The 26,409-nt window shown below is 67.5% G+C and carries 22 protein-coding genes; 14 read left to right on the forward strand and 8 right to left on the reverse strand.

The window, feature by feature from the left end; translation table 11 throughout:
* Nucleotides 1-127: 127 nt before the first annotated feature.
* Genes DB30_RS02380 through DB30_RS02405 form a run of 6 tightly spaced genes read left to right on the forward strand, consistent with a single transcriptional unit; the run spans nt 128 to nt 8,065 of the window.
* Nucleotides 128-970, forward strand: a complete 843-nt coding sequence (locus DB30_RS02380; protein ID WP_276204321.1) for a DUF6445 family protein — start codon at nt 128-130, stop codon at nt 968-970.
* Between the two features lie 9 nt (nt 971-979).
* Nucleotides 980-2,155: a SagB family peptide dehydrogenase gene (locus tag DB30_RS02385; RefSeq protein ID WP_052546312.1), complete on the forward strand. Its 1,176-nt coding sequence runs from the start codon at nt 980-982 to the stop codon at nt 2,153-2,155.
* Entirely contained in the window at nt 2,116-4,692 is a 2,577-nt protein-coding gene (locus DB30_RS02390; protein WP_052546313.1) for a TOMM precursor leader peptide-binding protein, read from the forward strand. The genes DB30_RS02385 and DB30_RS02390 overlap by 40 nt, the downstream gene beginning before the upstream one ends.
* Before the next feature lie 12 nt (nt 4,693-4,704).
* Complete coding sequence (locus DB30_RS02395) at nt 4,705-5,949, forward strand: JmjC domain-containing protein (protein WP_146657879.1); 1,245 nt, start codon at nt 4,705-4,707, stop codon at nt 5,947-5,949.
* Nucleotides 5,950-5,954: 5 nt separating this feature from the next.
* The gene (locus DB30_RS02400; protein WP_146657880.1) at nt 5,955-6,677 is read left to right on the forward strand and encodes a TIGR02466 family protein; all 723 of its coding nucleotides are present in this window, start codon (nt 5,955-5,957) and stop codon (nt 6,675-6,677) included.
* Complete coding sequence (locus DB30_RS02405; protein ID WP_052546316.1) at nt 6,677-8,065, forward strand: JmjC domain-containing protein; 1,389 nt, start codon at nt 6,677-6,679, stop codon at nt 8,063-8,065. The genes DB30_RS02400 and DB30_RS02405 overlap by 1 nt, the downstream gene beginning before the upstream one ends.
* On the opposite strand, the gene DB30_RS02410 is transcribed toward DB30_RS02405, so the two are convergent.
* Nucleotides 8,049-9,200 carry a DUF2931 family protein gene (locus DB30_RS02410; protein WP_052546317.1) on the reverse strand — a complete coding sequence of 384 codons (1,152 nt, stop codon included), beginning with the start codon at nt 9,198-9,200 and terminating at the stop codon, nt 8,049-8,051. The two genes, DB30_RS02405 and DB30_RS02410, sit on opposite strands and share 17 nt — an antisense overlap.
* A gap of 357 nt (nt 9,201-9,557) precedes the next feature.
* Complete coding sequence (locus DB30_RS02415) at nt 9,558-9,899, reverse strand: hypothetical protein (RefSeq protein ID WP_146657881.1); 342 nt, start codon at nt 9,897-9,899, stop codon at nt 9,558-9,560.
* Nucleotides 9,900-10,252: 353 nt separating this feature from the next.
* Here DB30_RS02415 and DB30_RS02420 point away from each other — a divergent pair, with 353 nt between their 5' ends.
* Nucleotides 10,253-11,866, forward strand: a complete 1,614-nt coding sequence (locus tag DB30_RS02420) for a hypothetical protein (protein ID WP_052546319.1) — start codon at nt 10,253-10,255, stop codon at nt 11,864-11,866.
* Nucleotides 11,867-12,387: 521 nt separating this feature from the next.
* Here DB30_RS02420 and DB30_RS02425 read toward each other — a convergent pair.
* Together DB30_RS02425 and DB30_RS02430 are read right to left on the reverse strand one after the other, a co-directional pair.
* The gene (locus tag DB30_RS02425; RefSeq protein WP_052546320.1) at nt 12,388-14,142 is read right to left on the reverse strand and encodes a hypothetical protein; all 1,755 of its coding nucleotides are present in this window, start codon (nt 14,140-14,142) and stop codon (nt 12,388-12,390) included.
* Nucleotides 14,142-14,291 carry a hypothetical protein gene (locus DB30_RS02430; protein WP_153258185.1) on the reverse strand — a complete coding sequence of 50 codons (150 nt, stop codon included), beginning with the start codon at nt 14,289-14,291 and terminating at the stop codon, nt 14,142-14,144. The genes DB30_RS02425 and DB30_RS02430 overlap by 1 nt, the downstream gene beginning before the upstream one ends.
* Before the next feature lie 60 nt (nt 14,292-14,351).
* On the opposite strand from DB30_RS02430, the gene DB30_RS02435 reads away from it, so the two are divergent.
* Nucleotides 14,352-14,501, forward strand: a complete 150-nt coding sequence (locus tag DB30_RS02435; protein WP_153258187.1) for a hypothetical protein — start codon at nt 14,352-14,354, stop codon at nt 14,499-14,501.
* 347 nt (nt 14,502-14,848) lie between these two features.
* A complete protein-coding gene (locus tag DB30_RS02440; protein WP_052546397.1) occupies nt 14,849-15,568 on the forward strand; it encodes a helix-turn-helix transcriptional regulator in 720 nt (239 codons plus the stop codon).
* A gap of 19 nt (nt 15,569-15,587) precedes the next feature.
* Here DB30_RS02440 and DB30_RS02445 read toward each other — a convergent pair whose 3' ends face one another.
* Nucleotides 15,588-16,700: an NAD(P)/FAD-dependent oxidoreductase gene (locus DB30_RS02445; RefSeq protein ID WP_146657884.1), complete on the reverse strand. Its 1,113-nt coding sequence runs from the start codon at nt 16,698-16,700 to the stop codon at nt 15,588-15,590.
* A 122-nt stretch (nt 16,701-16,822) separates the two neighbouring features.
* Here DB30_RS02445 and DB30_RS02450 point away from each other — a divergent pair, with 122 nt between their 5' ends.
* Entirely contained in the window at nt 16,823-17,680 is an 858-nt protein-coding gene (locus tag DB30_RS02450) for a metal-dependent hydrolase (RefSeq protein ID WP_052546321.1), read from the forward strand.
* A 215-nt stretch (nt 17,681-17,895) separates the two neighbouring features.
* On the forward strand, nt 17,896-19,740 hold the full coding sequence (locus tag DB30_RS41180) for a hypothetical protein (protein ID WP_153258189.1): 1,845 nt from the start codon (nt 17,896-17,898) through the stop codon (nt 19,738-19,740).
* 36 nt (nt 19,741-19,776) lie between these two features.
* Here DB30_RS41180 and DB30_RS02460 read toward each other — a convergent pair whose 3' ends face one another.
* The gene (locus tag DB30_RS02460; RefSeq protein ID WP_146657885.1) at nt 19,777-20,340 is read right to left on the reverse strand and encodes a hypothetical protein; all 564 of its coding nucleotides are present in this window, start codon (nt 20,338-20,340) and stop codon (nt 19,777-19,779) included.
* A 119-nt stretch (nt 20,341-20,459) separates the two neighbouring features.
* Nucleotides 20,460-21,320 (reverse strand): DUF3616 domain-containing protein, encoded by an 861-nt coding sequence (locus DB30_RS02465; RefSeq protein ID WP_052546324.1) that lies wholly within the window; start codon nt 21,318-21,320, stop codon nt 20,460-20,462.
* Nucleotides 21,321-21,891: 571 nt separating this feature from the next.
* On the opposite strand from DB30_RS02465, the gene DB30_RS02470 reads away from it, so the two are divergent.
* The gene (locus tag DB30_RS02470; protein WP_052546325.1) at nt 21,892-22,587 is read left to right on the forward strand and encodes a jacalin family lectin; all 696 of its coding nucleotides are present in this window, start codon (nt 21,892-21,894) and stop codon (nt 22,585-22,587) included.
* 801 nt (nt 22,588-23,388) lie between these two features.
* Nucleotides 23,389-24,285, forward strand: a complete 897-nt coding sequence (locus DB30_RS02475; RefSeq protein ID WP_052546328.1) for a hypothetical protein — start codon at nt 23,389-23,391, stop codon at nt 24,283-24,285.
* Nucleotides 24,286-24,405: 120 nt separating this feature from the next.
* Here the strand turns inward: DB30_RS02475 and DB30_RS02480 are convergent, their stop codons facing one another.
* Entirely contained in the window at nt 24,406-24,891 is a 486-nt protein-coding gene (locus tag DB30_RS02480) for a hypothetical protein (protein WP_146657887.1), read from the reverse strand.
* 37 nt (nt 24,892-24,928) lie between these two features.
* Here DB30_RS02480 and DB30_RS02485 point away from each other — a divergent pair, with 37 nt between their 5' ends.
* Nucleotides 24,929-26,290: a hypothetical protein gene (locus tag DB30_RS02485; protein WP_052546331.1), complete on the forward strand. Its 1,362-nt coding sequence runs from the start codon at nt 24,929-24,931 to the stop codon at nt 26,288-26,290.
* Nucleotides 26,291-26,409 lie beyond the last annotated feature (119 nt).

The following is a 26,409-nucleotide window of genomic DNA, read 5'->3' on the forward strand; positions in this document are numbered from 1 at the left end:
CCTGGGGTGCTCACTTGCCGAGGTCTGCGCCCCCAGGGAACCCAGTGAGCCCAATGGGTTTCCACGGGCTCGCAGGCCGGCGCTCCGCTTCGATTGACGAGCCTCATCCAATCCATTGGGCATTCGGATGAGGCTCGAGCTCAATTCTAACCGTCGCGTCAAAGTCCAGCGCGTGGCGGGATCCGTGATCGCCGTGATCGACGACACCTTCGTCGATATCGAGCAGGTCCGCGAGGCCGCGCTCGAGCACGGCTACACGATCCCGGACTCGGGCTACCCTGGGTTGCGCGCGCGCGTGTCTCCGATCGGGGGCCGGGCCTTCGTCGAGCTGCTCGCGCGGGTGATCCTCGATCAGCTGTGGCCCGAGGGCTACCCGAAGGCGATCGATCTCGACGTGATTGCTGCGGACTTCTACGCGTCGGCGCTCGGCCTGCGCGAGCGTCCGCCAGACCTGATCGATCAGCACGCGGATCACGACGTGTGGCTGGCGGCCGTCACCTATTTGTCGGACACCGACCACGATGACGAGGGCACGGCGTTTTGGCGCCACCGAGCGACCGGGCTCACCTGCTGGATGAGCGACAAGGATCCGGTCGAGCTGCTGTGGTTACAGGAGCTGCTCGGGTTGGAGTTCCTCGCGCAGCTGCCGGCCGCGATCGAGGCCTTGCCGCGACCCGACCTTCAGCAGTTGCGCGCGGAGATCTGGCGGCAGCGGGTCGGCGCTGCGGTTGCTGCCGACGCCTGGGAGCAGCTGGCCCTCGTGCGCCAACGCTGCAATCGCACGGTCGTGTACCCCGGCTGGCAATTCCACTCGGCGATCAGTCGCGCGGTGGTGCCAGCGCCGAGCCGTCGAGAGCAACTGCGCTTGTCGCTCGGCACCTTCATGACGGTCCCCTTCGCGTTCGCCAACAAGCCCAGCTATCGGCGCGAGGTCTACCCCACGGCCGCCGAGCTTGGGCTGCCCGAATGAGCGAGCAAGATGGATCTTGATCCAACCGAGCCGCTGCGGATCTCTCGCTTCACCACGGTGACATGGGAGGCCGGCGAGCTGGTCGTCCGCAACCTTCGCTCGGGCAGGGCGCTGGTCTGTGACGACGCCGCGCTCGTGCAAGTGCTGCATTGGTTTCGCGTGCCCACGAGCCCCGCACAGGTCGACGCTCGCGGCGGCGCGCGTGAGCTCGGGGTCGACGTGATCGCGGCCTGTCGGACGCTCGCGGCGGCGGGGATCTTGGTCCGACCCGAGCAGGAGTCACGGCCGCCCGATGTCCACGGCCCTCTCGATCCGTCGAGCTACTGGGCCGCGCCCGAGCTCGCGCTGCAGCAGTACAGTCGAGAGTGTCGGCCCCAGACCCTCGCGCGCTATCGCTTCGAAGGTCTGACGCGCTCCGAGCCTCACGCCAAGCCACCCATGAGCGGGACCGGGAGCGGGAACGGGAGCGGGAACGGGAGCGCGACCGCGATCGCGCTTCCGGTCCCCGAGCCCGCGGCCATCGATTTTTGGCAGGTGCTTCTGCGCCGCCGATCGTTCAGTCCGCCGAGCGCGACGATCAGCCTGGACCAGCTCGGCGAGTTCTTTCACTGGACGGCGCGCAGCTGGGACGCACGCGAGCTCGACGACGGCCGCGTCCTCCAGCACCGCCTCTATCCCTCGGCGGGCGGGCTCTACGCTCACGAGATCTATCCGGTCGTGTCGCCGGGCGCGGTCGAGGGGCTCGCGCCCGACGTCTATCACTACTGTCCCCAGCGCCACGCGCTCGAGCCCCTCGGGGCCGAGGCCTCGCTCGTCGCCGAGCTCATCGAGCGCGGTGCCTCGGTCTCGGCCGCAAAGGGCGGCGCCGAGCTGCCGCTGATCGTGTTGCTCGTGACCAGCCGGATCGCGCGGGTCGCCTACAAGTACGATCACATCGCCTACGTCAGCCAGCTCAAGGATGTCGGCTGCCTGTATGCGTACTTTTATCTGGTCGCGACGGCGCTAGGGCTGGCCCCATGTGCCTACGGCGGTGGGTTTGAGACCGAGCTGCTCGCCGGGCTCACGGGCGTCGATCCGCTCAGCGAGCCGATCGTCGGTGAGTTCGGCCTTGGTGGGCTGGATCCGGCGGCGACGCCCGAGCCGCCGTGGCCGATCCTGTCGGCGCCGCGATCGGGGGACGGGTGAGCGCGTCGATGCAGACGCCCGCGCTCGAGTTTGCCGAAGTCCTGGCCGACGACGCTGGTCGCGTGCTGGTCCACGCTGGCGGCCGCCTCCACCAGATCGCGGGGCTGCCAGCCGAGGTCGTCATCGAGCTACTCACCGCGCTGCACAGCGCGGGCTCGCGCGACGCCGCCGTCGAGGCGCTGGCCCACCGCTACGAGCGGGGCGACGTCGAGGTGGTGCTCGACCGGCTGGTCGAGTGCCTCGCTCGTGAGCGTCCTCGCAGCACGCCGGGGCTGGGATCGCTGCGGGTCGCTGGGGTCCGCTCGGGCCGGCTCGGCGCGGAGCTGTTCGCGGAGCTCGGCGCCCACCTCAGGCTCGTGCGCGAGTCCACGGAGCTCGCGTTGCCCGTTCGCGCGGGAGACCGCCCGGAGCTGAGCCTGGTGATCCTCGACGGTTGCCCGCTGCGCGACGCCCTCGCGCTGACCGACGCGCTACTGGCTGCCGAGCGCGAGGCGCTGTTCGTCAGCTGTACCGGTGACGAGGTCGTGCTCGGCCCGCTGATGATCCCCGGGCGCACGCCCTGCCTGATGTGCGGGCTGGCTCGCTACTACTTCCCCGAGCGACCACATGAGGCCGTGGGCTTGCTCGATCAGCTCACGCTCCCGGTCTGGCCCGTCGATGGCGCGCTCGCCCAGCGCCTGACCCTCGTCGGCGCGATCGCGGCGGCCCTCGACGCCTACGCAGACGACCGCGCGCCGGAGCCCGCGACGGCGCTGACGGTCGTCGACCGGCGCGGGCGCGTGCGTCGGCAAGCGATCGGGCCGATGACCCGCTGCCCCCACTGTCGCGGGCTCGCGCGCACGATCTCGACGATCGCAGGCTCGACGATCGCAGGCTCGACCACGGCGACCACCAGCGAGCTCGAGCGCGCCGGAGGCTCGCGCTCGACGGAGGTCGTCGATGTCCTCACGGGCCTGCGCAGCGTCCCGCCGAGCGTCGCGCGAGCGCTCGCCGAGCGTGCGCTGGCCAAGCTCGGAGCCGAGCTCGACATTCGCCACGCCCGCGGGCCAGCGGACTTGATCGCCCGCCACCCGGCGCTCGCCGAGATCGAGTTCGTGAAGGTCTCCGCGACGCTGCCGTTTCGCCGCGACCCCAGGCTGTGCTCGGGCGACGAGCCGCGCGGGCTCGGCAAGGGCTTGAGCGCCGACCAGGCGTGGTGCTCGGCGGTCTACGAGTGGTTCGAGGAGAGCTTCGCCCGCCGCGTGGGTCCCCTCGATCTCGTTCGTGGGCCCGCTGACGCGCTCGGCGTTCCGACCCTCGATCTCGATTTCTTCTGCGCGGGTCAGGTGCCGCAGGTCCAGCCGCGCGGTCGCGTGCCCCGGCCGGCCGACGCGATGCTCGACTGGGTCGAGGCCGTCGACCTCGCTGACTTCGCTGACTTCGCCGACCTCGCCGACCTCGCCGATCATCGGCCGATCTGGCTGCCCGCCGCCAGCGCCCACGGGCTCGCGCGTGCGGACTTCGCCGGCAGTGAATTCGTGCTTCCCGAGCGTGGATCGTCGGGCATCGCCGCCGGCACCGCGTGGAACGAGGCCGTGCTCGAGGGGTTGCTCGAGGTCGTCGAGCACGACGCGAGCTTCGCCGCGGCGGCGACCGGGCTGGGCTTCGCCGCCGTCGAGCTCGACAGCGTCGACGACGTCCACGCGCACGCCGTGCTCGAGGCCCTCGACGCGGCTGGCTACGAGATCCAGCTGCGCGACCTGACCAACGACATCGGTGTCCCCGTGGTCGAGGCCGCCGTGCGGGCGCGCGACGACCACGTGAACTACTGGGCGACCGGGCTCGGCTGTCACCTCTCTCCCGTGCTCGCCCTGCGTCGGGCCTTGACCGAGGCGTTCCAGGGTCTGTGCTACGACGCGATCATCGACCGCGGCGATCCGCTTCGCAGCCGCGGGAGCGTGCTCAACAGCTACGAGCACCGCGCGCGGGTCTGGGGGCGGATCGAGGGGTCACGCAGGCTCGCCGAGCTCCCTAGGAGCCCGTGGTGGAACCCATCGTGTCGCCTCGCGCCGGAATTTTCGGCGAGGGCGAGGAGCCGAAACGCAGCTGTACCGGGCGTACTGCAAGTTTCGGCGACACTGCCCTCGGCGAAAAGGCCAAGCGAGGCGGCGCGAGGGGTTCCACCACGGGCTCCTAGCAGCCCGTGGTGCAATGCATCGAGGGCGCGAAGCCAAAACGCCGCTGTGGTGGGCCCACCACGGGCTGCTAGCTCGCTGCCCGACACGGCCGCGCCCGGGAACACGATCGACCGCTGCATCGGCGTCGTGGTCCAGCGGATCCTCGCCGCCAGCCCGCGCACGCAGGCCTGCGCGTTCGCCTATCCGGTGCCGCCGGGGCTCGGCGTCCACGTGGTCAGCGTCGTCGTCACGGGCATGTTCGACGCGCTCCCGCATCCCGTCCACGTCCCGGACCGGGTGCTCGACTACCGCGCGCGCCTCGGTCGCGTGGGCGGGCGCTTCACAATCGCTGATCTCCGCCTCGGGCGGATGCCCCCCTGACCGGTGCTCGCCATGGCCGAAGCGCTCGATCCTCCATCGATCCTCGGGGCCCTGCTGGGCTCCCCCGCGCGCAGCGAGACCTTCGTGCGCGAGCACTGGCCGGGCCGTCCGTTCGTGGCTGAAGGCGCGGTCGCGGACTGGGCCGCGCTGTTCGAGGTCGAGCAGCTCGTCGACCCGAGCGCGGCGCTGACCACAGGCGAGGCCGAGCTCGCGCGCCTGCAGCTCGGCCGCGACGAGGTCACGTTCACCCCCGAGCGGGTTGGCGGCGGGCGGCGGCTGAGCGAGCGCCAGGTCAGCGGCGCGCTGTCCCTGTATCAGGCCGGGATGCAGCTCTACCTCGAAAAGATCGTCGGGTTCCCGCGCCTGGCCACGACGCTCCGCCGCCTCGCCGACGAGCTCGGGATCGCCCGGACCCGGGTCGCCTGCAACCTGTTCGCGGTCCGCGAGGGCTCGCCCCACACCCCGCCGCTGCACTGGGACAACAGCGAGGGCCTGGTCGTGCAGCTCGCGGGCCGCAAGCGCTGGCAGTTCGCGCCCAACACCTGCGTGCCGAACCCGCCCTTCAACCACTTCGGTGGCGCCAGCCCGAGCCTCGACCAGGTCTTGCTGTTCGACCACGCGCGGGAGCCAGAGGCGCTCGACAGCGTGGTGCTCGAGCCCGGCTCGGTCCTGTTCTTGCCGCGGGGCTACTGGCACACGACGACGCCGCTGAGCGACTCGGTCCACCTCGACATCATGCTCGAGGCGCCGACCTGGGGCGGGCTGCTGCGTGCGATCGTGGAGCGCGTGTCGCTCGAGCAGCCGCAGCTGCGCGCACCGATCGAGACCGGGTCACTGACCAGCGCGACGCTGCTCGCCGAGCTCGCGGCCCACCGTCGCTCGCTCGCGGCCGAGCTCGCCGGGCTACGGCCGATCGATCTCGTGCTCGGCGGGCTCGGCCGCGACGCCGGGCTGCTCGCCGACGTCGTGGCCTTCGAGCTCCGCGCGGGCGCTCGGTTCGAGTGGCGCGACGACGGGGGCGGGGCGACGCTCGTCGTCTGCGAGCAGGACGCGGTGCTGCTGTCGATCCGCGTCTCGTCCTCGGCCCCGCGCGAGGTCCTCGCTTGGATCGGCGCGCGCGCCTCGGCCTTCGACCTCGCGCAGCTACGTGCGTGCTTCTCGGATCGCAGCGACAGCGAGCTGTGTGCGATCTTGCGGGTGCTGTGGACCGCCGAGATCCTCGAGGTCGTCGCGCCCCCGTCGTCTGCAAGTCGGTGAACGTCATGTCCCTGCGCCCCGAGCTGATCGAACTCGACACCTTCGGCATCCCCTGCTTCTTGGTCCGCATGCACGGGCACGAGCCGCTCACGGCGGCGCTCGTGGCCCGGGCCAAGGCCGAGCGCCGGGCTGATCCGCGCGGGCGCAACTACCAGGGCGAGAGCACCTGGCACAGTCAGGACGAGCTGCATCGTGACCCGGACTACGCCGACCTCCGCTCGGCGTTCGACCTCGCGATCGAAGCGCTGTGGGCACGAGTCGGGTGGCGAGCACAGGCGCACCCGTGGGAGCACGTGGGGCTGTGGGTCAACATCAGCGGGCCCGGCTGCGCGACGCACACTCACGAGCACTGGGGCCACGGGGGCTCGACCTTCAGCGGGACCTACTACGCTCAGGTGCCGCCGGGCTCGGGCGGGTTTCGGGTCGAGAACCCCGACGCCTACCTGACCCGGGTCGAGCGCGAGTGCGTGCTCGACCTGGAGCCGTTTAGCGTGCCCCGGTGGTTCGAGCTTCAGCCGGCCGCCGGAGACCTCGCGCTGTTCCCCTCGTGGGTCGAGCACTGTGTGATGCCCAACCGCAGCGACGTTGAGCGCATCTCGTGGACGGGCCTGTTCACCACGTCAGGGCTGGCGGCGAAGCCCCGCGGCGGCGCCGAGCGGGGCTGGTCGCGGCCCGAGCGGGGGTGGCTCGAGCACCCCAACCCCGACCCGCTCGCGGCGGTCGACTGATGCGCACGCGAGCCATCGACTTCTCGGCCCTGTTCGCTGCGCTCGCCAGCGAGCGCGGCGCGTCGACCCCGGCGCCGAGCGTGACAACGCGCCGCGAGATCGGACCGGACGCGTTCGCGCGGCTGATCGAGCCCGTCAGTCTCGAGGACTTCGCCCGCGCCTGTGGCCGCGCGCCGCTGCACATCCCCGGCGCGGCGGCCAAGGTCGAGGGGTTGTTCTCGCTCGCGGACTTGCGCGCCGCGCTGCTGGCCGATCGCGAGGCCGCGGCCACCGACAAAGGGCTGCTGGAAGGGCTGCTGATCGAGGCGAGCTTCGATCGCGCCGCGGACCCTCGCTCGATCCCGATGGTTCGCGTCAAGCATGAGGCGATCGGTCCGATCCTCGACGCGGGCGCCACGATCTGCGTCAGCCGGGTCGAGCGACGCGACGCGCAGCTGGCCGAGCTCGCGCGGGTGACCCGGGCGCAGCTCGGTTACACCGGGGTCGTCGGGGTCAACTGCTACCTGTCGCACGATGGCTGCGGGTTCGGGACTCACTTCGACGCCCGCACGGCAATCTCGATCCAGCTCGAGGGCAGCAAGACCTGGCGCTACGGGCAGGCGCCGGCGGTCGAGCACCCGCGGGCCAACTGCAACATCGACGGCGACGGCGTCCCGGTGTTGCGCCGCGCTCACGGCCGGACCCCGGAGGCGTGGGAGCAACCCGCGGCGCCCGACGAGCGCGCGTTCGTGTCGGTCACGCTCGAGCCTGGGGATCTCCTGTGCCTCCCGCCCGGGACCTGGCACCGCGCCGAGGCGCACGGCTACTCGCTGGCGCTCAACCTGTTCCTCGAGGATCGCAGCGTGCTCGATCTCCTGCACGTATGGCTCGAGCGTGAGCTGCGAGGCGAGCTCGAGTGGCGTCGGCCGCCGCCGTTGGTGCCCGCGGGGGCAGGGGGGACGACCACCGACGAGCTGTGGGCCTACATGCGCGGGCGACTCGGGGCGCTCGCCGAGCTGCTCGCTGATCCCGACCGCCACGAGGACACGCTGACGCAGCTGTGGTCGGCCTCGACCTGCGCGTCAGCCCAACCACCGCCGTGGCCGTCTGGGTCCGTGCCCGAGCTCGCGCGCGACGAGCTGCTCGAGGTCGATCGTCGACCTCCGATCCGACTGCGCTCGGCTCGTGATCACGCGCCCACGATCACGCTCCACGCCGGGGCCAAGTCGCTGTCGTTGCCGGTCTCGGCGGTTCCGCTGGTCCGCGAGCTGCTCGCCCGCAAGCGCTTCGTCGCCGCCGACGCCCTCGCGTGGACCGACGCAGACGAGCGCTTCGTCTGGGCCGAGGTCGAGCCGTTGCTGCGGGTCATGGTCGAGCACGGCCTGCTGCGGATCACGCGACGGGGTTGAGGACACTGGTCTCGACCAGACGCTGCAAGAACCCGCGCAGCTCGCCGATCTCGAAGGGGGTTCGGGTCGCCAGCTCGGCCGCCGACAGCCGCGGCCGCGCGCACAGCTCGTCGACGACTTCGCACGCGTCGGCGCCACCAAAGCGCGCGACCCGGCCGTTGTGGTGGATCTCGATCGCTCGGTCCGTGGCGCGCAGATCTTCGACCAGCCGCAGCCGGGTCTCGAAGAAGCTCAGCTCGGTCGCGTCGGCGATCCGCGTAGAGGGGGCGCCGAGCTGCGGCGAGGGCAGCCGCGCGGGCGGGCGCAGGTCGAGCTTGCTCTTCCACTCGGTGTCCCAGCTTCCGCCGTGTCGAAGGTCGCGCAGGTACTTGCCCGGCGGCCGGGCGTAGGTCGCGTCGAAGTCGCTCCAGCGCAGCGGATCGACGAGCACCTCGCGCTGCCGCTGATCGAAGGGGACGATCTCGAGCTCGGTTCGTGGGCCGAGGATCATCGCCTTGGTGAACGGCTCGGTGGATGAGACTGGGACCCACGTGTCCTGTTCGTAGCTGCGGATCACGGCGCCGACCCAGCCGTGCCAGCGCGAGCTCTCGATGATCGCGTCGAGGACCTCGTAGCGGTTGCGCTGGTAGAGGTTGGGCACGCCCTTGATCAGCAGCTTGTCGTCGCCCTCGGTGTAGAGCGTTCCGCCCAGCCAGACGATGACCATCCCGCCTGGGGCGTCGGGCTCGGAGATCGCCGACAGCAGCCGGTCATTGATGCGGTAGCTGGGATCGTCGGTGAGATCGTCGGGAAACTCTGCGCCCCTCGCGATTGCGCGGAACCTGGCCTGGAGCTCGCGCGAGCGCTCGGGGAACAGATCGCTGACGAGCAGATCGGCGCGCGCCGTGACGCCGAAGTGGCGGATCGCCGTGTGACGGAGATCGCCGACCGTGGTTCGCAGCCACATGGTCTGGCGGTTGTGGCGAAATTCGAACTCGATCGGCGCGTGAAGATAGACGCCGGAGCGGACCTCGTCGGTCATCGGCTTGCAGAACGAGCGCGCCCGCTTGGGCAGCGTGGTCGGACCGAGGACCTGCTCGCCGGAGACCGGCAGCTTCATGTCCGGGTACATGCTGTGGAAGACCAGCCGGCTCATCGATTGACATCGTAACGAATCGCGGCGCTGGCCTGTCGTCCCCCGGCGGTGTTCGGTGCTGAGTGCAGCGAGGCCGTGCGCGTCCGCACTGAGCAGGAGCCCGTGGTGCAATGCATCGCGTCGCCTCGCGCAGGAATTTTCGTCGAGGGCGAGGCGCTGAAACGCAGCTGTACCGGGCGTACTGCAAGTTTCGGCAACACTGCCCTCGGCGAAAAGGCCAAGCGAGGCGGTGCACCACGGGCTCCTAGCCTCTCATAGCGCTCGGAGCATCCTCATCGCCTCGGCATCCAATCCGCGGGAGTGGAGCCGTGGGTTAAGACCGGAGCCGGGCTGGGCCATGGCACGTGCCGCAATCGCTCAGGGCAGCATGTCGCAGCGGTAAGGAAAGCTGTCAGGCAGCGCCGCGGGCGACGGAACCCTAATCGCCGCAAAGTTGCTGCCCGAGAGGTCAGCCTCGAGCGGACTGGTCAGCGCCCCCTCCATGTCGCCGCACCACGCGTCGCTACCGACGAAGTGACCAATCAACGCCCCGTTGAACGCAATGTCACTACCAGCGATCGGGTTGGCCTCACCCGGCAGCTCGCCGACCGCCCGCCGTTCCTGGTAACGCCACGGGAGCCGAGCAAGGCGACCTGGACGCCTGATTTCACCTTGTCCGGGCCACTGGGGGAGACGATCACGGAGGTCGACCTCGCTCATGTGACGACGGACGACGACGGCTACTTCCAGCTGACCTCCGCGTCTGCGCCCTCTGTGTGGTTTCTGCAATACCCCATATCGTCGAAGCGTGGCGGCTCGTCGGTGGCGAACGCGATCGCCAAGAGCGGGGAGGGATCCCGGGGACACGCGGCGCCACAGTCGCTGCCGACGCGACCGGTGAGCAGCGCTGCGCAGCCGGATTTCGAGGGAGGGGAGAAGGGTGACTGGGACGTGCTCACGAGCGCGGAGCGGATCGCCCGAACGGAGCAGGGGCTCGGCTTGAGCGGGCGCGCGAACTTTGCAACTCTGCGCCGGTGTCGGTCCCAACCATGCGCTATTTGGTAACAGCTGTTTTGCTCACTTGTGCCTGCTCCGACGACGGCGCGACCGCTGACGAGCACGGGACCACGGATAGCAGCGGGTCCACGGGTGACGAGACCGAGAGTTCATCCGGCACGATGTCCGAGACCGGCGACGGCGATGGCGACGGCGATGGTGATGGTGATGGAGATGGAGATGGCGACGGCGATGGAGATGGCGACGGCGAGTTCTGCGGCAACGGCAACGTCGAGGTCGGCGAAGATTGCGACGACCAAAACCAGAACGACATCGACGGCTGCAACCAGGACTGCCGCTTTAGTCCGACGAGCCTGCTCTCGCTCGAGTACAACACCTGCGTCACCGTTGGAGACTCGGGGGTGCGCTGCTGGGGCAACGACGGCGCGCTGCTGGGCTACGGCCAGCTGTCGTCATCGGCGATCGGCGACGACGAGACACCTGCGGCGTTCTACGCGAACGCCCCCAACGACGGCGACATCGAGCTGGGCTTGGACGCGGCCGTGCGCGAGCTCACCGGAGGCACCTATCACGTCTGCGCGCGGTTCGAGGGCGGCGCCGTGCGTTGCTGGGGTGTCGGCAACTGGGGTCAGCTTGGATACGAGACGAGCGAACACGTCGGCGGCAGCCAGACGCCGTTCGAGTACTACGCAGGCCTCGACGGCGAAGGCTCGGTCGAGCTCGGCGGCGCGGCGACGCGATTGGTGTCGGGTGCGGGCCACAACTGTGTGCTGACCGGCGGCGCGGTGCGCTGCTGGGGCAGCAACGCCAACGGCGTGCTCGGCTACGCCAACACGACTAACCTCGGCCTCGCGCCGGGTGACATGCCGCCGAGCGACGTGCAGCTCGGCGGCGACGTAGATGAGATCGACGCTGGCTACGCCCACACCTGCGCCGTGATGGCCACGGGGGCGGTGCGCTGTTGGGGCAACTGCGCGGTCTGGAATTGTGGCTATGGCCAGTCCGTCGACAACGACGGAAACATCGGCGGCGACGAGACGCCGGCCAATTTCTACGCGATCGAGGCCAACGGCGGCGACATCCAGATCGGCGCGGGCGAGGTCGAACAGCTCGCGTCTGGCAACTTCTTCACCTGCGCGCGCTTCGTTGATGGAGCGGTGCGATGCTGGGGCATGGGTGACGACGGCCAGCTTGGCTATGGCGCCACCGCGGACGTCGGCGACGACGAGACCCCGGCCGACTACTACGCTGGGGTCCCCGATGATGGCAACGTCGAGATCGGCGGCGCCGCGCTCGAGATCTCCGCCGGCACCGCTCACGTCTGTGCCTTGATCGAGGGCGGCGCGGTCCGGTGCTGGGGCCTCAATGATGTCGGCCAGCTCGGCTATGGCACGACCGACTCGGTCGGCGACGACGAGACGCCCGCCGAGTACTACGCTGGCCTGGACAATGGTGGCGATGTGCCGCTGAGCGACGAGGCGGTGGCGATCGCGGTCGGAGGCAAACACAGCTGCGCGCTGCTCGTCGATGGCAGCATCGAGTGCTGGGGCCGCGGCCGCTTCGTCGAGCTGGGGCACGGCGACTGCGTGTCGAGTGCTCCGTGGACCCAGTGTGACATCGGCGACGAGGCGCTCGAGCTGCCCCCGCTCGAGACCTTGGTGATTCCGTAGCGGATGCCCACGCGGGGCTGCGACCAGAGCAAGTCTGAACTTCGCGCTGCGTTCCTACCGACGAGAGTCAATGTCGCGCCCCTCGAAGGCGGCGCAAGTGCGCGCGCAACAGCCGAGGTCGAAAAGATCGACTACGACCCGCTCGCGGCCAGCCGCCTGAGCTTCCACCAGTTCGCCCAGGCCCAGCTCTCCGCGCTCTCGGGCGGCATCTACTTCAACATCGAATACAAGATCCCCTGGCCGCTGTGCTGGTCTGACTGCAAGGGCAGCCACAATCACACCATCGCCAGCTGGAACGGGCTCAACGCCAGCACGACCTTCTGGGACCAGACTACGAACGACAACCTCGGCGACCAAAGGCCTGCCAACAACGGCACGTGGTGTGAGCACTCGAACTCCGAGCTACACACCGGCGACTTTAACGGTGACGGCGCTGAAGACTACCTCTGTCACGACTGGAGCAACGGCAACAAGTCTATCGACTACAATGTCGGCGGCCAGTTTGGCGGCACCGACTGGAGTCAAAACGGCGGATTGCCCTCGAGGGCACTAGTGCCCTCGAGGGCGGGTGTCAGGGACGTCGTCCAGACGCGACGCTCGCCCTCGGCCGGCGCCCAGCGGGTCAACGTCGCTCCGTCAAACCCCAACACCACGACCTCGTCGAGATCGTCGTCAAAGTGCACACGTATCTGCGTCGGTCGCTGGTCGGCGCCGACGGCGACGACCTCGGCCCACGCGCGCTCGAGCCCGATCTGATCGCCAGGGTTGAAGCCACGCACGCTCCAGTCCCGCGATAGTTGATCGACGCGCGATGCGGCCCAGCCGTGCTGTGTCTCGAGCGCGAGCGTGTGCGCGTCGACCCGCTCGACGCTCACGGCCCCGAGCCCGGCGAACAGCAAGTAGCAGTGCTCTGGCCAGGTCTCGTTGTCGAGCTCGCGGATGGCCTTTGGATACAACGCGTTGATCTCGGACGGCGGGTTGAGCACGACGACGACGCGCCCGTCGTCCGGCACCATGGTCGCTAGCGCGCGGTGTGGCGGCTCGATCACGAGCGGGGCGAAGCTCAGGGGCACAAACAACAGCGGCGCGATCACCAGCTGGCAGACCAACAGGCCCCCGAGGCCAAGCCTGCGCAGACGCCCGGCGAACGCTGGTGTGTAGCGACGTTCCCACGCGATCGCAGCGAGCCCGGCGCTGCCGATACTGAGCATCAACATCGTGCGTGAGGTCGGGGCCGTCAGCGTCAGGGGCAGCGCGGCCGCGAGCATGCCCAGGCCCAGCAGCCGTGCGTTGGGGTCGTCGCGCAATGGCGCGAGCACCCAGGCGAGTGCGACAAATCCCAGCGCCGGCAGCCCCAACCAAGCGGGCCCGACGAGGGTGGTGAGCGCGTCGGCGACGGGCAGCGAGAGCGCGACGAAGCCCAACGCCGGGGTCTGCAAGACCAGCGCGGTGAGCAGCCCGAGAGGGTCCTGGCCAGGGTCGATGTACAGACCGCTGGCTTTGGCGCCAAAGCCCATTTGTATGTAGCTCAGGCGCCAGACCGCGGTGATGGCCAGATAGGGCAGCAGCGGCGCGAGTCGAGCCCACCAGCCGCCACGCTCACGGGTGAGCGAATAGGCCAGCAGATAGCCCAGGCCCGCGACGCCGATCTCCGCCGACATCAACCCGAGCGCGAAGCACAGCGGCCCCGCGAGCGCGAACGGCCAGCGTCGAGACTCGCCGACCTTTGGCGCCCGCCAGCGGATGTGAGCCGCGAGCGCGAGCACTCCGAACAGCGCGGCCAAGATGGTGTTGCGGGCGCTGATCCACATCACCGTCGTGGCGTGCAGTTCGTCGATCGCAAACATCAAACAGGCGAGCCCGGCGACGCGGCCGGGGCCGAACAGCCGCTGCAACACCCAACCGACGACCAGGATCAACGCGGCGTAGAGCAGCACGTTCTCGAGGTGCATCAACCACAGCGCCTCAGGCCAGACCCGAAAGTCGAAGGTGTGGCTCAGCGAGGCGAGCGGGCGCATGAACGACAGCTGCAGCTCGTCGCCGGCCCACCAGCCCAGGACACCTGTCTCTCGCAATTGTGCGGCCGGGCCGTCGAGCAGCTCGAAGCGCCAAGCTGCGTCGCCCCGAAGCGCAGCCGCGTGCCACAGGTGATCGTCGAGCAGCTTGCCCTGGAGCACGCTTGGGAGGGCGAGCAGCACCCCGACAGCCGCTGCGTAGCGGGGGGCGTGCGGCGAGCACAGCAATTTGTCGATGTGGCGTCGCAGCTGTGCGCTCACTATCCCCATCCGTGCGCCTTGTTGAAGGGCTGGCCGCCGAGCAGCGCGATCGTGAAGTCGACCGGACCGAGCTCAAACACGACGAGCCCAAGCAGGCGCATCAGGTTGGGATGCCCGATGTCGGCGAGGGGCTCCGTCTTGCCACGCACATCTCAAGCTACCCTGCTTCGCCGATCCGAGTCCACGCCCCCGACGACGAGGTGTCTGCGATGACGGTCGCGGTCGGGGGCGCGGGCGAGAGCGGCGATCAGCACGAAGGACTCGAGGATGTCATGGACTGTGTCCGACAGCTTGGGCGTGACGTCCAGGGGTTGGCGGCGCCGGACTACATTGAACTCGATCCATGGTTGGGCGGATAGGACATACCGGCGGCCGCCACGGATCCGAGGGCGCCCGGGCCATTCGTCGGGGTTGCGATCTCTGGAGCGTCGATGAACCGGGGCCGCTCAGGGCCAGAGTGCGACACAGCAAGAACCACCGATCGGAGCGAAAGGTTCACCCTACCTCGCAACCTGGACGCTGTGCACACTTCGTCTCGAGGCGCCCGCGATCACCGCTCGAGTGGGCGTCGAGGCGCGGCGCGAGGTAGAACACAGGCATGGGCGAGCGAGCACACGCGCGGCCGATTTGGGCGGAGCGCCGCGCGAACAAAGACAGCTCTCGCGCATCACCTCTCGCCGTTCACGACTTCGCCGTGCTCGGGTTCATGACGAGCGGCCACGCGGTCGTCGAACAACGAGAGCGATTCGCTCTTCGAGCAGGTGATGTCCTGCTCGTTCCGGCCGGAGAGGCCCATCGTTGGGTGTCCTCGAAGAACGCGGTGTTCTGGGGCGTCGGCTTTTGCGGGGCCTGCTACGCGCCGTCGGAGCTTGCGACCTTGCTCGACCCGTTCGAGCGGGCTCGCGCAGGTTCGTCCGCGGTGATCCACATCCCGAGTGAGCGACAAGACCACCTGGCGAGCTTGTGCGCCACGCTACTGGAAGAGACCACGGTGGCGGGACCACAGCGCGCACATACCGAGCTGGTGGCGAGGAGCTTGCTCGCGTTGATCCTCGCCGAAGTCGCCCGTGCCGCGCACACGACACCGTCGACGGGCGTGCAAACCAGCATGGTCGGCGACGCCCTTCGTTTTATCGAGAGGAACTGCTTGCGCCCGCTCTCGTTGGGCGACGTCTCGGCGGCGGTCAACAAGTCGCCGTCTTACGTGACCACGGCCTTGAAGCGGGCGACCGGCAAGAGCGCCGTGGAGTGGATCATCGCCGGGCGACTCTCGGAGGCGCGCAATCGTCTGCTGCACACCGATGAGTTCGTGGACGTGATCGCGGAGCGGGTTGGCTACGCGGACGCGACTCACTTCATCCGCTTGTTTCGTCGCGCACACGGGGTGACCCCCGCGGCTTGGCGGGCTGCGCGACGCCGGCCATGAAGTCCAACCAATTGACGCGCTAGGAGAGCAGCTGGCTCGCTGCTAGCTCGGCCGTCAGGGCATGGTTGAGCATGGCCGCGGTGCGTACTCCGGAGGCCGCGGCGAGGACCGCCGCCTGCATGGGCGTGACGAGGTCTCCGCTCGCGTAGATGCCCGGGGTCGACGTCTCACAGTGGATGTCGTCGACCTGCACGTAGCCCGCTGGAGTGAGCGCCAACCCGAGCGAGCGAACGAACTCGACCTGGACTTGGGGCGGATGGGCAAACAAGGCGTCACAAGCTGTCGTGGCGCCGTCCGTGAACTCGACGCGCTCGATCTGGCTGTCGTTCGAGCTGTTGGCCACGAGCCGGGTGATCACGCGCTCCTCGATTTGAACGTTCGCGGCGGTCAGGCGCGCGCGTACATCCGCGGGGATCTCGAATCGCTGCTCGGTGAACACGGTGACGTGGCGCGTCCACCCGCGCAAGAGCACGGGGAACGCGAGCATGTCGACGTCTGTGGCGAGGTAGCCGAAGCGCTGATCCTGGACCTCCCAGGCGTGGCAGTAGGGGCACTGGAAGATCGAGTGGCCCCACATCGCGCGAAACCCCTCGAGCGCTGGCGGCTGGTCGACCATGCCGGGGCACAGGAGGATGCGGCGGGCCTCGACCTCGCCCGTTGCCAGGCGCACGTTGAAGCCGCCGATGTCTCCGTGGATCGCCTGGACCTGCACGTGACGCACCTCGACATTTGGGTACGTCCCGAGCTGCTCGTGACCGATCTCGCGGAACGTTGATGGCGTCACGCCGTCGCGTGTGACGAACCCGTGGATGTGCGCAGCGGCAGCGTTGCGCCGCTCCCCCGCATCACAGAGCAGGACACGCTTGCGCGCGCGGCCGAGGGTGAGCGCTGCGGAGAGGCCGGCGGGGCCGCCTCCCACGATGACGACATCGTAGGGCATGGTGGTTGGTTTCCTGGGTGGGGTCAGAGGCCGAGGCGCCGCGCAGCCAGGAGCGAGCAGGAGCGCGCTCGCGTGCAACAGCGTACGTCGGGTCATGAACACGCTTGCATCGTAGTGTTCGACGTCTCCGCCCTGAAGGGCGTGGATCTCGCTGAGATCGGCGGTGTTTTCGATCCCCAGCGGAAAGGACATCGATCGGGGATCGGGGGGAGCGTGAACGTCGCGCCGCTCTTCCTCGGCGAACAGCCCCCCAATTTCACCCCGTTCGGCGTGGTCTCGCGCCGGGCGACCAGACAGAGATATATATAGCAGGCATGTCGAACCTCGAGATTCGAACGATCGCGTGGGACCTGGACGGCGTACCCTTCCTGTGGAACCCGGACCAGCCGCGCTTCGCGATCTTGCTGAACCAGATCAGCTTCTTGGCGATCGGCTTCGAGCGATACATCTGCCGGGCGACCCGCAAGGCCGAGACGCAGATCACCGACCCCGAGATCGCCGCCGAGTCCATGCTCTTTCGCAAGCAGGAGGCCGTACACTCGGCCGCCCACAAGACGCACGTCAAAGCGCTGATCAAGCAATACCCGGGGCTGCAGTCCACCCTCACCAAGGTCATCCAGATCTACGATGACCTATACGACGCCCATCCGCTCGAGTTCGCGCTGGCCCACTCTGGCGGACTCGAGGCCATCTTCACCCCCTTCTTCAAGATGGTCCTCGACAATCGCGCCGTCTTGTTCGGCGGCGGGGACCCCCGCGTGGTCTCGCTGTTTTTGTGGCACTTTTGCGAAGAGATCGAGCACCGCAGCTCAGCGCTCGCCATCTACAACCACCTCGTGGGTGACTACGGCTATCGGCTGCGCAACACCCGTCGCTTCATGAAGTTCAGCAAATCGCTGGTAGACATGTTGCTCGAGGACTTCAAGGTCCACGTTCCTGACGTGCCAGAGTCTTGCTTCAAAGGCGACCCCTTCGCGAGCGTGCCGCTCTCGTCCAAGCTCCGGTCGACGTTTGGCATCTTCGCCTCGCAGGCCCCCTGGCACAACCCCGAGCGCCAGCCGCTGCCCGACTACTATCAGGAGTGGCTCGGTCACTGGAACAATGGTGACGATGTGACGCGCCTGTACGGGAACGCCGCCTTGCTCCCGGAGCCCCCTGTGCCGGCAGGGTGAGACAGCGACGCCCCGAGATTCGAACCGACACAGCGGCGAACACCCCCTGACATGCGGCGGACAGGTCGTTGCAGCGGCCGCGTCGAAGGCCTCGAGGGCAAGACTCGAACCATCACTCGTCACGCATTCGGCTTTCACTCGTCAGGAATGAGTCAGAGTCGACGTGCAAAGATCGACTTTCCTTTCGTCATACTTTTTCATAATATCTTCTCGTCATGTCAATGTACAAGCCTGGAATTCCCGTGGTCGCGCTGGCAGGCGCATTGTGCACTGCTTGCCCTGCTGACGACGACGCTACGACGAGCCACGACGACGACTCCATGGACGCCAGCGCTGGCGAGATGTCGGTCTCGGGGGACATGCCGAGCTCGGACACGGACCCGAACGCCGAGAGCGAGTCCGGCGCGGGCGAGACCGGCGAGGGCGAGACCGGCGAGGGCGAGACCGGCGCGGGCGAGACCGGCGAGGGCGAGACCGGCGAGGGCGAGACCGGCGAGGGCGAGACCGAGAGCGGTGTGTGTCCCAGTTCTCCCACACTCCCCCACTTGCGGCTGACGGGCTCGATCAACACCCTCGAGGGTTGGGTCCCGATCGACGAGACCTCGTGCGATCTCCCCGCGGTCGCGTCGTTCAACTTCGAGTACGAGGGCGGAACTCCCAACGCTCACAGCTGCAACATCGAGGACAGTCCCCAGATCGGGTTTCAACTCCAGTTCGGCCTCCCCAACAACAACTGGGAGCCCGAGTGGAATGAGGACTCGCTCTACATGATGAAGTGTATGGACATATACTTCTTCACCGAGCCTGCGGGCAATGACACCTGCCGGCTCGCTCGCGTCGACATCGTGGATCCCGACAACCCCGAGCTCCCGATCTACTCGGTCGGCTCGACGCTCACCCACCTCGACGAAAATGGCCTCGCGCTCTCGGCCATCAATCCGGTCCCCTGCGAGTCCAATTGCGCCGAAGGCGAGCTCTACGATCTGCGCTTCGCCACGGCGGACGGCGAGGCCGTCATCGATGCCCAAGGCTTCCCGTGGACCCACCTGGAGTCCGGGGGCAAGAAGTACCGCGCGATCCGCTTCGACGCGATGGCGGTCGAGACGAGCGAGCTGCAGAACCACTCGATTGGCGCCGAAGACGGCGAAGGCGGCGAAGACGGCGAAGACGGCGAAGAGGACAACCCATGCGAGGACGCCGTCGGCGCGGAGTTGGTGTCTTGGGCCATGGTCCTCGAGAGCAATCCCGACCTCGAAGCGAGTGACTCGGGCGGGGCCGGCAATCCCGAGCCGCCCGGCTCCTGTCTCGGCGAGGTCGACAATCCTCAGCCCGATCTCTTCGTCGGCGACGGCGTCGCCGATATGGAGCTGCGCCTGTGGACGATCGACTCCGAGCCGCCCGTCGAGCTGCAAGTCGGCGCACACGTCCACGTGCAAGGCAGCTTTGAAGACTGCTGTGATGACGACATCGTCGTCAAAGAGTCGGTGGTGGTCCGTGCCTACCCGAGCGAGCGCTTCATCCTTGGGCTTGTCGACTCGCACTGGCACGTCCCGCCCACACTCTCCGGGGGTGTCCTCGCCGCGATCGGCGAGACCTTCGACAGCTGGCTGTATCCCTTCGAACTCAGCGCCCGCGACGACCTGCTATGCAGCAAGAAGCTGTCGTACGGCGCGGTCAGGACTCGCATGAGCCTCCAAGTCGACGCGGGGGAGTGCGAGAGCGCCAAGATCGTCGATGAGGACGAGGGCGCCATCGCAGACGTGTTCTTTGTCGCTGCCGGCGACATGGACTCATGGTTCCCCAACGGCGACAACGTCGACAGCATCAGCCACAGCGCGGTGTTCATCTCTCGTCAGAGCTGCGAGCCCGGCGAGTGCCCCGAGACCGCCAATTCCTACGTCTGTCCGCCCGACTCTCAGGTCCAAGACCGCGCCTACATGAGCTTTGCTGGCTACGACTACGAGCCGGATGCCGTGGGCTACGACCACGTCTGCGAGATCCTCGCGATCGGCGACGATGGTCAGCGCATCGACTATGAACTCGACTGCGGGGAGCTGTGAACGTGTCCTGACCTCGAAGTTCGCGGGTTCCGTGGGTCAGACGATGTCGAAGGTGAGCATCTGGGGATGCTCCTGAAAGTAGGCCTCGGCCAACTGGAGGTGCGGCGGACATGCCGGGCGATCTTCAGACGCGAACAGCCAGCTCTCCTCGTCCTGGGTCAAGGCGGCGGCTTGCCCGTCGCGTTCGATCAGCAGGCTCCCGGCCCCGTCGCCGTCCACCATGATCGAGTACCAGGCGGTGGAGCCCCACTCGCACGCGCAGTGGATCGTGCGCAGCAGTAGATCGAGGGTCACGAGCTGCCGAAGCGGTCCGTAAACACGATAGTTCGCCGCGGCCCACGGTTGCTGATCACCGGTCGGGTCCTCGATCGGCTCGAAGTCCACGGGGATTTCGTCGAGCTTGGCGCCCGCTCGCTCGTCGGCCCGCGGGCGTGGATGAGACAGGTGCGCGCGCAGCTGGTCGCGCTCGTGGGTGAGTGAGCGCTGCGCCGCATGCAGCTGCGCGAGCTCCTGGTTCGCGCGCTCGAGCGCCTGCTCGCTCGCCGCCAAGGCTCGCTCGAGCTCGTCAATCTTTTGGATCTTGGCCTTGCTGCCGAACACGACCGCAGTGTGCGTCAGACGCTGCCCGGGCTCAATCCACTGTCCAATCCAACGAACTCGCGCCGCATCGTCGTTGCGCTTGTTCGCCATGGCGACTGCCCGCAGCCGCTCGAGCAGCTCTAAAATCCACGCACCCAACGACCACGGAAGGACTTCTTCCCGGGGTCGTCCAGCTTCTTGCACGCTGCGCCGTCGACCTCGACGGTCCCGTCGTCGCTCAGGAGCATGATCTGCTCGCGGTCTTCCGGCGTGAAGAAGCCTTCGGGGTTGAGGTCCCCGAGATCGAGGTCGACCCGTTGCGGCTGTTCGCTCTGGCCGTCCCACGTGTAGAGACGAGACTCCCCCGTCCCGGCGTAGTCGCCTGCAACGATCAAGTAGTGCCCACGCCACGCCGAGAGACCACGGATACCGAGACCATCGAGATCCAGCACGACGGGATCGCCGAAGCGTGCGGCCTCGCCGTTGATCACACCGGGGGGATTCTCGAGCACAGCCAACAAGGCCCTCCCGCGCGGGGTCGGGTTGCGAAAGCCGATGAAGACACCGCCCGCCGCTCGGTCGGTCATCCCCTCGATGTTGAGGCCGCCGGGCTCCTTGGGCGCGATCTGGGCGGCCTTGCGCAGACCAAAAGGCTGATATCGGGGGTCCGCGTCGAGATCCACCAACAGGTTCATGTACGCGCTCCCCACCATCACCAGCGGCTCGCCGTCGTTGGGCGACGTGGTGGCGAACAAGCGCAGGCGCTCGGGCTTGTGCTTACCCTTGCTGTTCGTGCCATGGGAGGTCAGCCAGTAGGCATGGCCTTGGTGCACGGTCGCAGCTTCGATGTCCGCCTCCGCGGGGGGCTTGGGCGGGCGGCTTGGATCTTTGGCCGGTCGGGGGAAGATGTTCACACCAGCCGAGATGTCCTTGCTGTACAGCGGCTCCCCACCACGGTCTGCGTCGTAAACCCTCAGCAGATTGTCTTCGTCGTCGGCCACCGCGAATAGGTGAGTATCGAGCGGAACTGCGCCCGAGGCGTCGCACATGCCGACGAAGCGAACGTCTGCTGGGCTCGCGGGCGACGGCCTGGCCCTTCCTTGGCAGCAGGCACAGCACAGCGCAACTATCGTCAAGATGGGAACGCAGACACGCACGGCGCGACGAGCATAGCGCCAATGGTGTCGCGGACCAGGTCGCGGCCCACTGGGGGCGAGAGCGGCCCGAAGCGCGCGCGTTTGTGGAATCTCGTGTCCCGCCCTGCTCCATCATGTTTCGACCGGCGAGTCTGGGAAGCCAGCGCGCGGTTGACGACGCCGAGCAGCCACAGATCACTCCGTTGCGCCACTGCGTTGTCGCCAGCGTCGGTCGACTCGGTGCGCGGCGCAGCGATCGCGTGGGCAACGCTCGGACGGATCACAACATTAGCGCGGTGGTCGATGCGCGCGCTGCTTTGCCGCGTCAGAGAATAGCCGCTTCACTGATGCAGAGCGGCGCTACCTCTCTGCCCACGCAGGCAGCGACTGGCCACGTTCACCGACAACTCGCAGCTTGATCACAGGAGGACGACCAATGAAGAATCCACCGAGCGCGAACCTCAAGTTGCTCGCTACCGCCACCTGTCTCACAGGGTTGCTCACCGCCTCGCTGGCGATCTCTCGCGCAGCGACCGCGAATACACCCGACGACTGGGGCATCGAGCCGGCAATGGTCGAAGCGACGAGCGGCGCCGACACCCGCTCGAATGACGTCGAAGCTCCACACCCGATTTGGGCGCTGGCCGCCTCGAACCTCTATTATACGCTTCCGGCCCGCGGCGGCAGCGGTGGCGGTCCTGGAACCCTCTCGTGCGGGCAGGGCGACGTGGCGGTTGGAATCTATGGCAGGTCAGGCATCTACATCGACCAGCTTGGCCTCACATGCGCGCATCTGAATGACGACGGCTCCCTGGGCCCCAGCTACGACATTGGCACCTACGGGGGGCCAGGAGGAGGCTTCTTCAGGATCATCTGTCCTGTGGGTCAAGCGATCGTCGGCTTTCATGGCGGTAGCGGAGCGCTCGTCGATCGGCTTGGCCTGTATTGCTCTGGGGTGGGCAATTGGCGCACGAATGGAAGCGTCCAACACATAACGGGGACCGTCGGTGGTGGCGGCGGCGGGCCCTTTGTCGATCTGTGCCCCAGCGACTACGTGGCGGCTCGCATCAACGTACGAACGGGTTTGTACGTTGATCGAGAAGAGTTGCTCTGCGCGTATATCTATCCGTAGCTATTAATGACCCACAGAGGCCTTGGATTCGCCGGCTGCAGCCGCTGGCGCGTCTGTCGCTTTGCTCCTCGGGGCCACTTGTTGGTGTCCGCATGTGTGGCCCCGTGCGGATAGTACATACGACGAGGGGTCGGGTAGAGCGTGAGCGTCGCGCCGCTCATTCTCGGTGCCTGGTTCGGCAGGCGAAGTGGGCCCGGGCCGGGTCGGGCGGCAAACAGTTCACGACGTCGTCCGCGAACCGTGTTGGTCACTGATCGCTAGTGCCGCACACCCTAAGTTCGTTCCGGGTTAGGTGCGGAGCTGAGGCCCAAGGGCGAGGAGCGGCGACGACGCTGTACCGGGCGTACTGCTAGGAGCTGCGACACTGCCATTGGGCCTCAGTGCCGTGCATAACCCGGAACGAACTTAGGGTGTGCGGCATTAGTGTTCTCCACCGCTTCGAATTTTGCCTGCGGAAAGGACATCCGACCCTGGACACCTCGCTGCCTCACGCATGAGTTCTGCAAAGTGAGACCACGACGGCCGGGTAGGTGGTCAAAGCCGCCGCCCAGCCCGTGGGCCCGCTTCACCGAGGCGGTCGATTCTCCCTCGAAGCGCGCGTCTGGGTGCTCGGGCGCCGGAGCTCGCTCGAGGATTGCGCCGAGTGCCTTCTGGCTGCTATGACGCGTAATGCAAATCGACCGGCTTTTTTTCGTCATCGCAGGCATTTCGACTGGCCTGGCCATCTCGGCTTGCAACTCTGACTCCTCGGGAACGATGACACCCTGCGCAGGCGCGTGTCCCGATGGCTACGAATGCGTGATGGATGCGTGTGTCGCCGCTGACTCGGGGACCAGCGGCGACGGGGACCCCACCGGAGATGGCGACGGCGACGGGGACCCCACTGGCGACGGGGACCCCACTGGCGACGGGGATCCCACCGGCGACGGGGACCCCACTGGCGACGGGGATCCCACTGGCGACGGCGACGGCGATCCCAGTGGAGACGACGATGCGGACGGCATCACCAACGGCGAGGACAACTGCCCCAACATCTACAACCCAAACCAACGGGATTTCGATGGTGACGGCGAAGGCAACGTCTGTGACGTGCTCGAGTTCACCACGGTCACAGGGGGCTTGGACGTCCAAATCCTCGCGGGTATTGACGGTTTCGGAGACCCCCCCGTCTGCGGGGTCGATTTGACCTGGAACGTGACTGATGGGGTCGTGCTCGTCCAACTCGACGATGACGCGAGCATCGTGAAATTTCAGATCGACGAGCTCGAGATCGCAAATCTCTCAACCTCGTGCATGGACAACAATCCGCCCGCGACCCTGGAAACCACGTTCACCGACGTGCATCTGCTCTACGATAATATCGTTCCTTTTTCGAACTTTCTGGAACCCTACAACCCTCAGGACCACTCGGCCGGCATCATCATGGGATATGCAGAGCCCAACTTCAGCTACACCCGAATGGAAGCTAACGTGGAGTTCGCCCTCGACAACGAGATGCCAGTCGACTCTGCGGTGGAGTGGCCGGGGCGCATACCCCCCTACTACGTGAACATCACTGGTAAGGGTGCAAGCGGAACGTTGACCTGGGAGGATGCTCCCGCTTTCATCCTGTTCAATTTGGACGACTTCGACCATGGCAATCCAGATGCCCTCATTCAGATCGGAAGCATCGAAGGGTCCGTGAACCTCGCGCCCTGAGATCTGAGCGCGCTCAGCCGACCGGGAGACGCGAGATGTAGTGACGAAGGTGTACTCGTTCTCCTCGAGCGCACCGCGCTCGGGATCGATGACGCCCTCGGCGTCGCGGTGTTCCTCGAGCTAGCTGTCGCAGGGCCTGATGCGGGCGAGCTTCCAGCCCATGCCCGCGCCAGGCCCGGCGACCGTCGCTTCTAGCTGGTCGCCCTGCAGTCCGTAGTGGATCTCTTGCGGGAAGTCGTGCTCGTAGTTGGCCCACACCCAGACTAGCGTCGCCGCCGGGACCTGCACTGGGTAGCGCGCGGCGCTGGGGTCGATCGGCGAGAAGCTGGTTGGCGCGGCCTCGCCGGGCTGGGCGATGTAGACGTGCCCCCGCTTGCCGTGCCGCAACACCAAGCGCTCGCTGAGCTCGAGCTCGCCTTGGTCGGTCTGCGTGTGCCCTTCACCTCGCAGATCCCGACCCTCGATCCACCACCGCTCGCGCGTGCCCTCGCCCTCCCAGGTCCCGCACAGCAGCTTGGCGTCTGGGGGGGCGGTCGCTCGGGGCGACCCACAGGCCCCGATCAACAAGGCGCCAGCGAGGAACGAGAGCGCGGGGTTTCGTGACACCCAGCGATGGTACCCAATCCGGTATGCTGGCGCCGCCATGCTCGTGGTCATCAGTGACATGCACCTCGCCGACGGCTCGGCGGGCGATCACAACCTCGCGCCGCAGGTCTACCACGACCTGCTCGATCAGCTCGCCGAAGCGCACGCCAAGGTCCGCCGCTTCAACCCGCACAGCCGGGTCGAGATCATCTACGCCGGCAACGTGTTCGAGCTGCGTCGCACGCATTTTTGGTTCGAGCAGGGCGACCATAAGCCGTGGCGGCACTTTGACACGGCCAAGGACGCCGCCCAGGCCAAGCCGCCGCGCAGCGGTGAGTACCTGCAGCGGGCCGTGCAGCTGTTCACGCGGATCATGACGCACCAGAACGTCGCGCCGATCAAGGGCATCCTTGGCGACAAGCTCGCGGATCGGTTTGGCGGGGTCGAGCCGATCCGTGGCTACCTGCCCGGCGACGCCGATCGCATGATCAACATGAGCCCGGACCTACGCGCGCGCGTGATCGACTTCTTGGGCCTGGACCTTGGCCGCGATCAACCCTGGAACCCGGATCAGCGGTTCCCCAACGCCTGGTACGACGCCAACCACGGCGTGTTCATCCGCCACGGTCACGAGTGGGACGTGTACTCGTTCGAGGGCGACGCGGCCAAGCCCGAGGACTACGACAACATCCCCATGTCGGATCTGATCACGACCGAGCTGTTTGCCCGCCTGACCTACGAGGCCAGCGTGATGCAGGGCGGGGCCGATGCCCCGGCCGAGCTGGTTGCCCAGTTCAATCACAAGCTGCAGCAGATCGACAACGTGCGCCCGGTGTCGTCACTGGTCAGCTGGCTGGCCTATCACTTTGCGAGCCCGAGCGAGCAAAAGATGCTCGCAACCTGCATCGAGCGCGCGCTCAACAACTTCAAGAATCAAGAGTACGTCAAGTGGTGGCTGTCGGCCGCGGGGCACGACAAGATCTGGACCCCCGTCGACGAGGCCGACCGCATCGAGTGGCTGCTCGAGGGGCTCAAGCACCTGTGGATGGGCAAGGCCAAGCTGGCGCTGGCGATCTACGACAAGGTCGCCAACTACGATCCCTTCGAGCGCTTCGTCGACCACGCCTCCAAAGAACCGGTCCTGCATCAAGCCGGCTCGCCGATTCACTATATTGTGTATGGCCACACCCACCAGGCCGTGCACACGCCGCTGGGCATGGTCGGTGACGGGCCGACCCGGCGCATGGCCCACTACATCAACAATGGCAGCTTGCGGCCGACCCACACGGTCACCCGTGACGGCCGCGACTTCTTCGTGTCGGAGACGCTCGATTTCTCGATCTTCTATCGCGCCGACGAAAAGCCCGGCGCGACCGGGCCAACCTTCGAGCTGCGCACGCTGACCCGCTCGCGCCAGTAGCCGCGCGGCGAAGGCTCAATCGTGAGAGTCCGATCGTGGCGTCGGGGTGGGGGAGGGGACCGCTTGGATCACGAACTCGTGGTCACCCGCGAGCGTCACCCGGACGCTCCGGGTGTCGA

Source organism: Enhygromyxa salina (genome assembly GCF_000737335.2).
GTDB lineage: Bacteria > Myxococcota_A > Polyangia > Nannocystales > Nannocystaceae > Plesiocystis > Plesiocystis salina_C.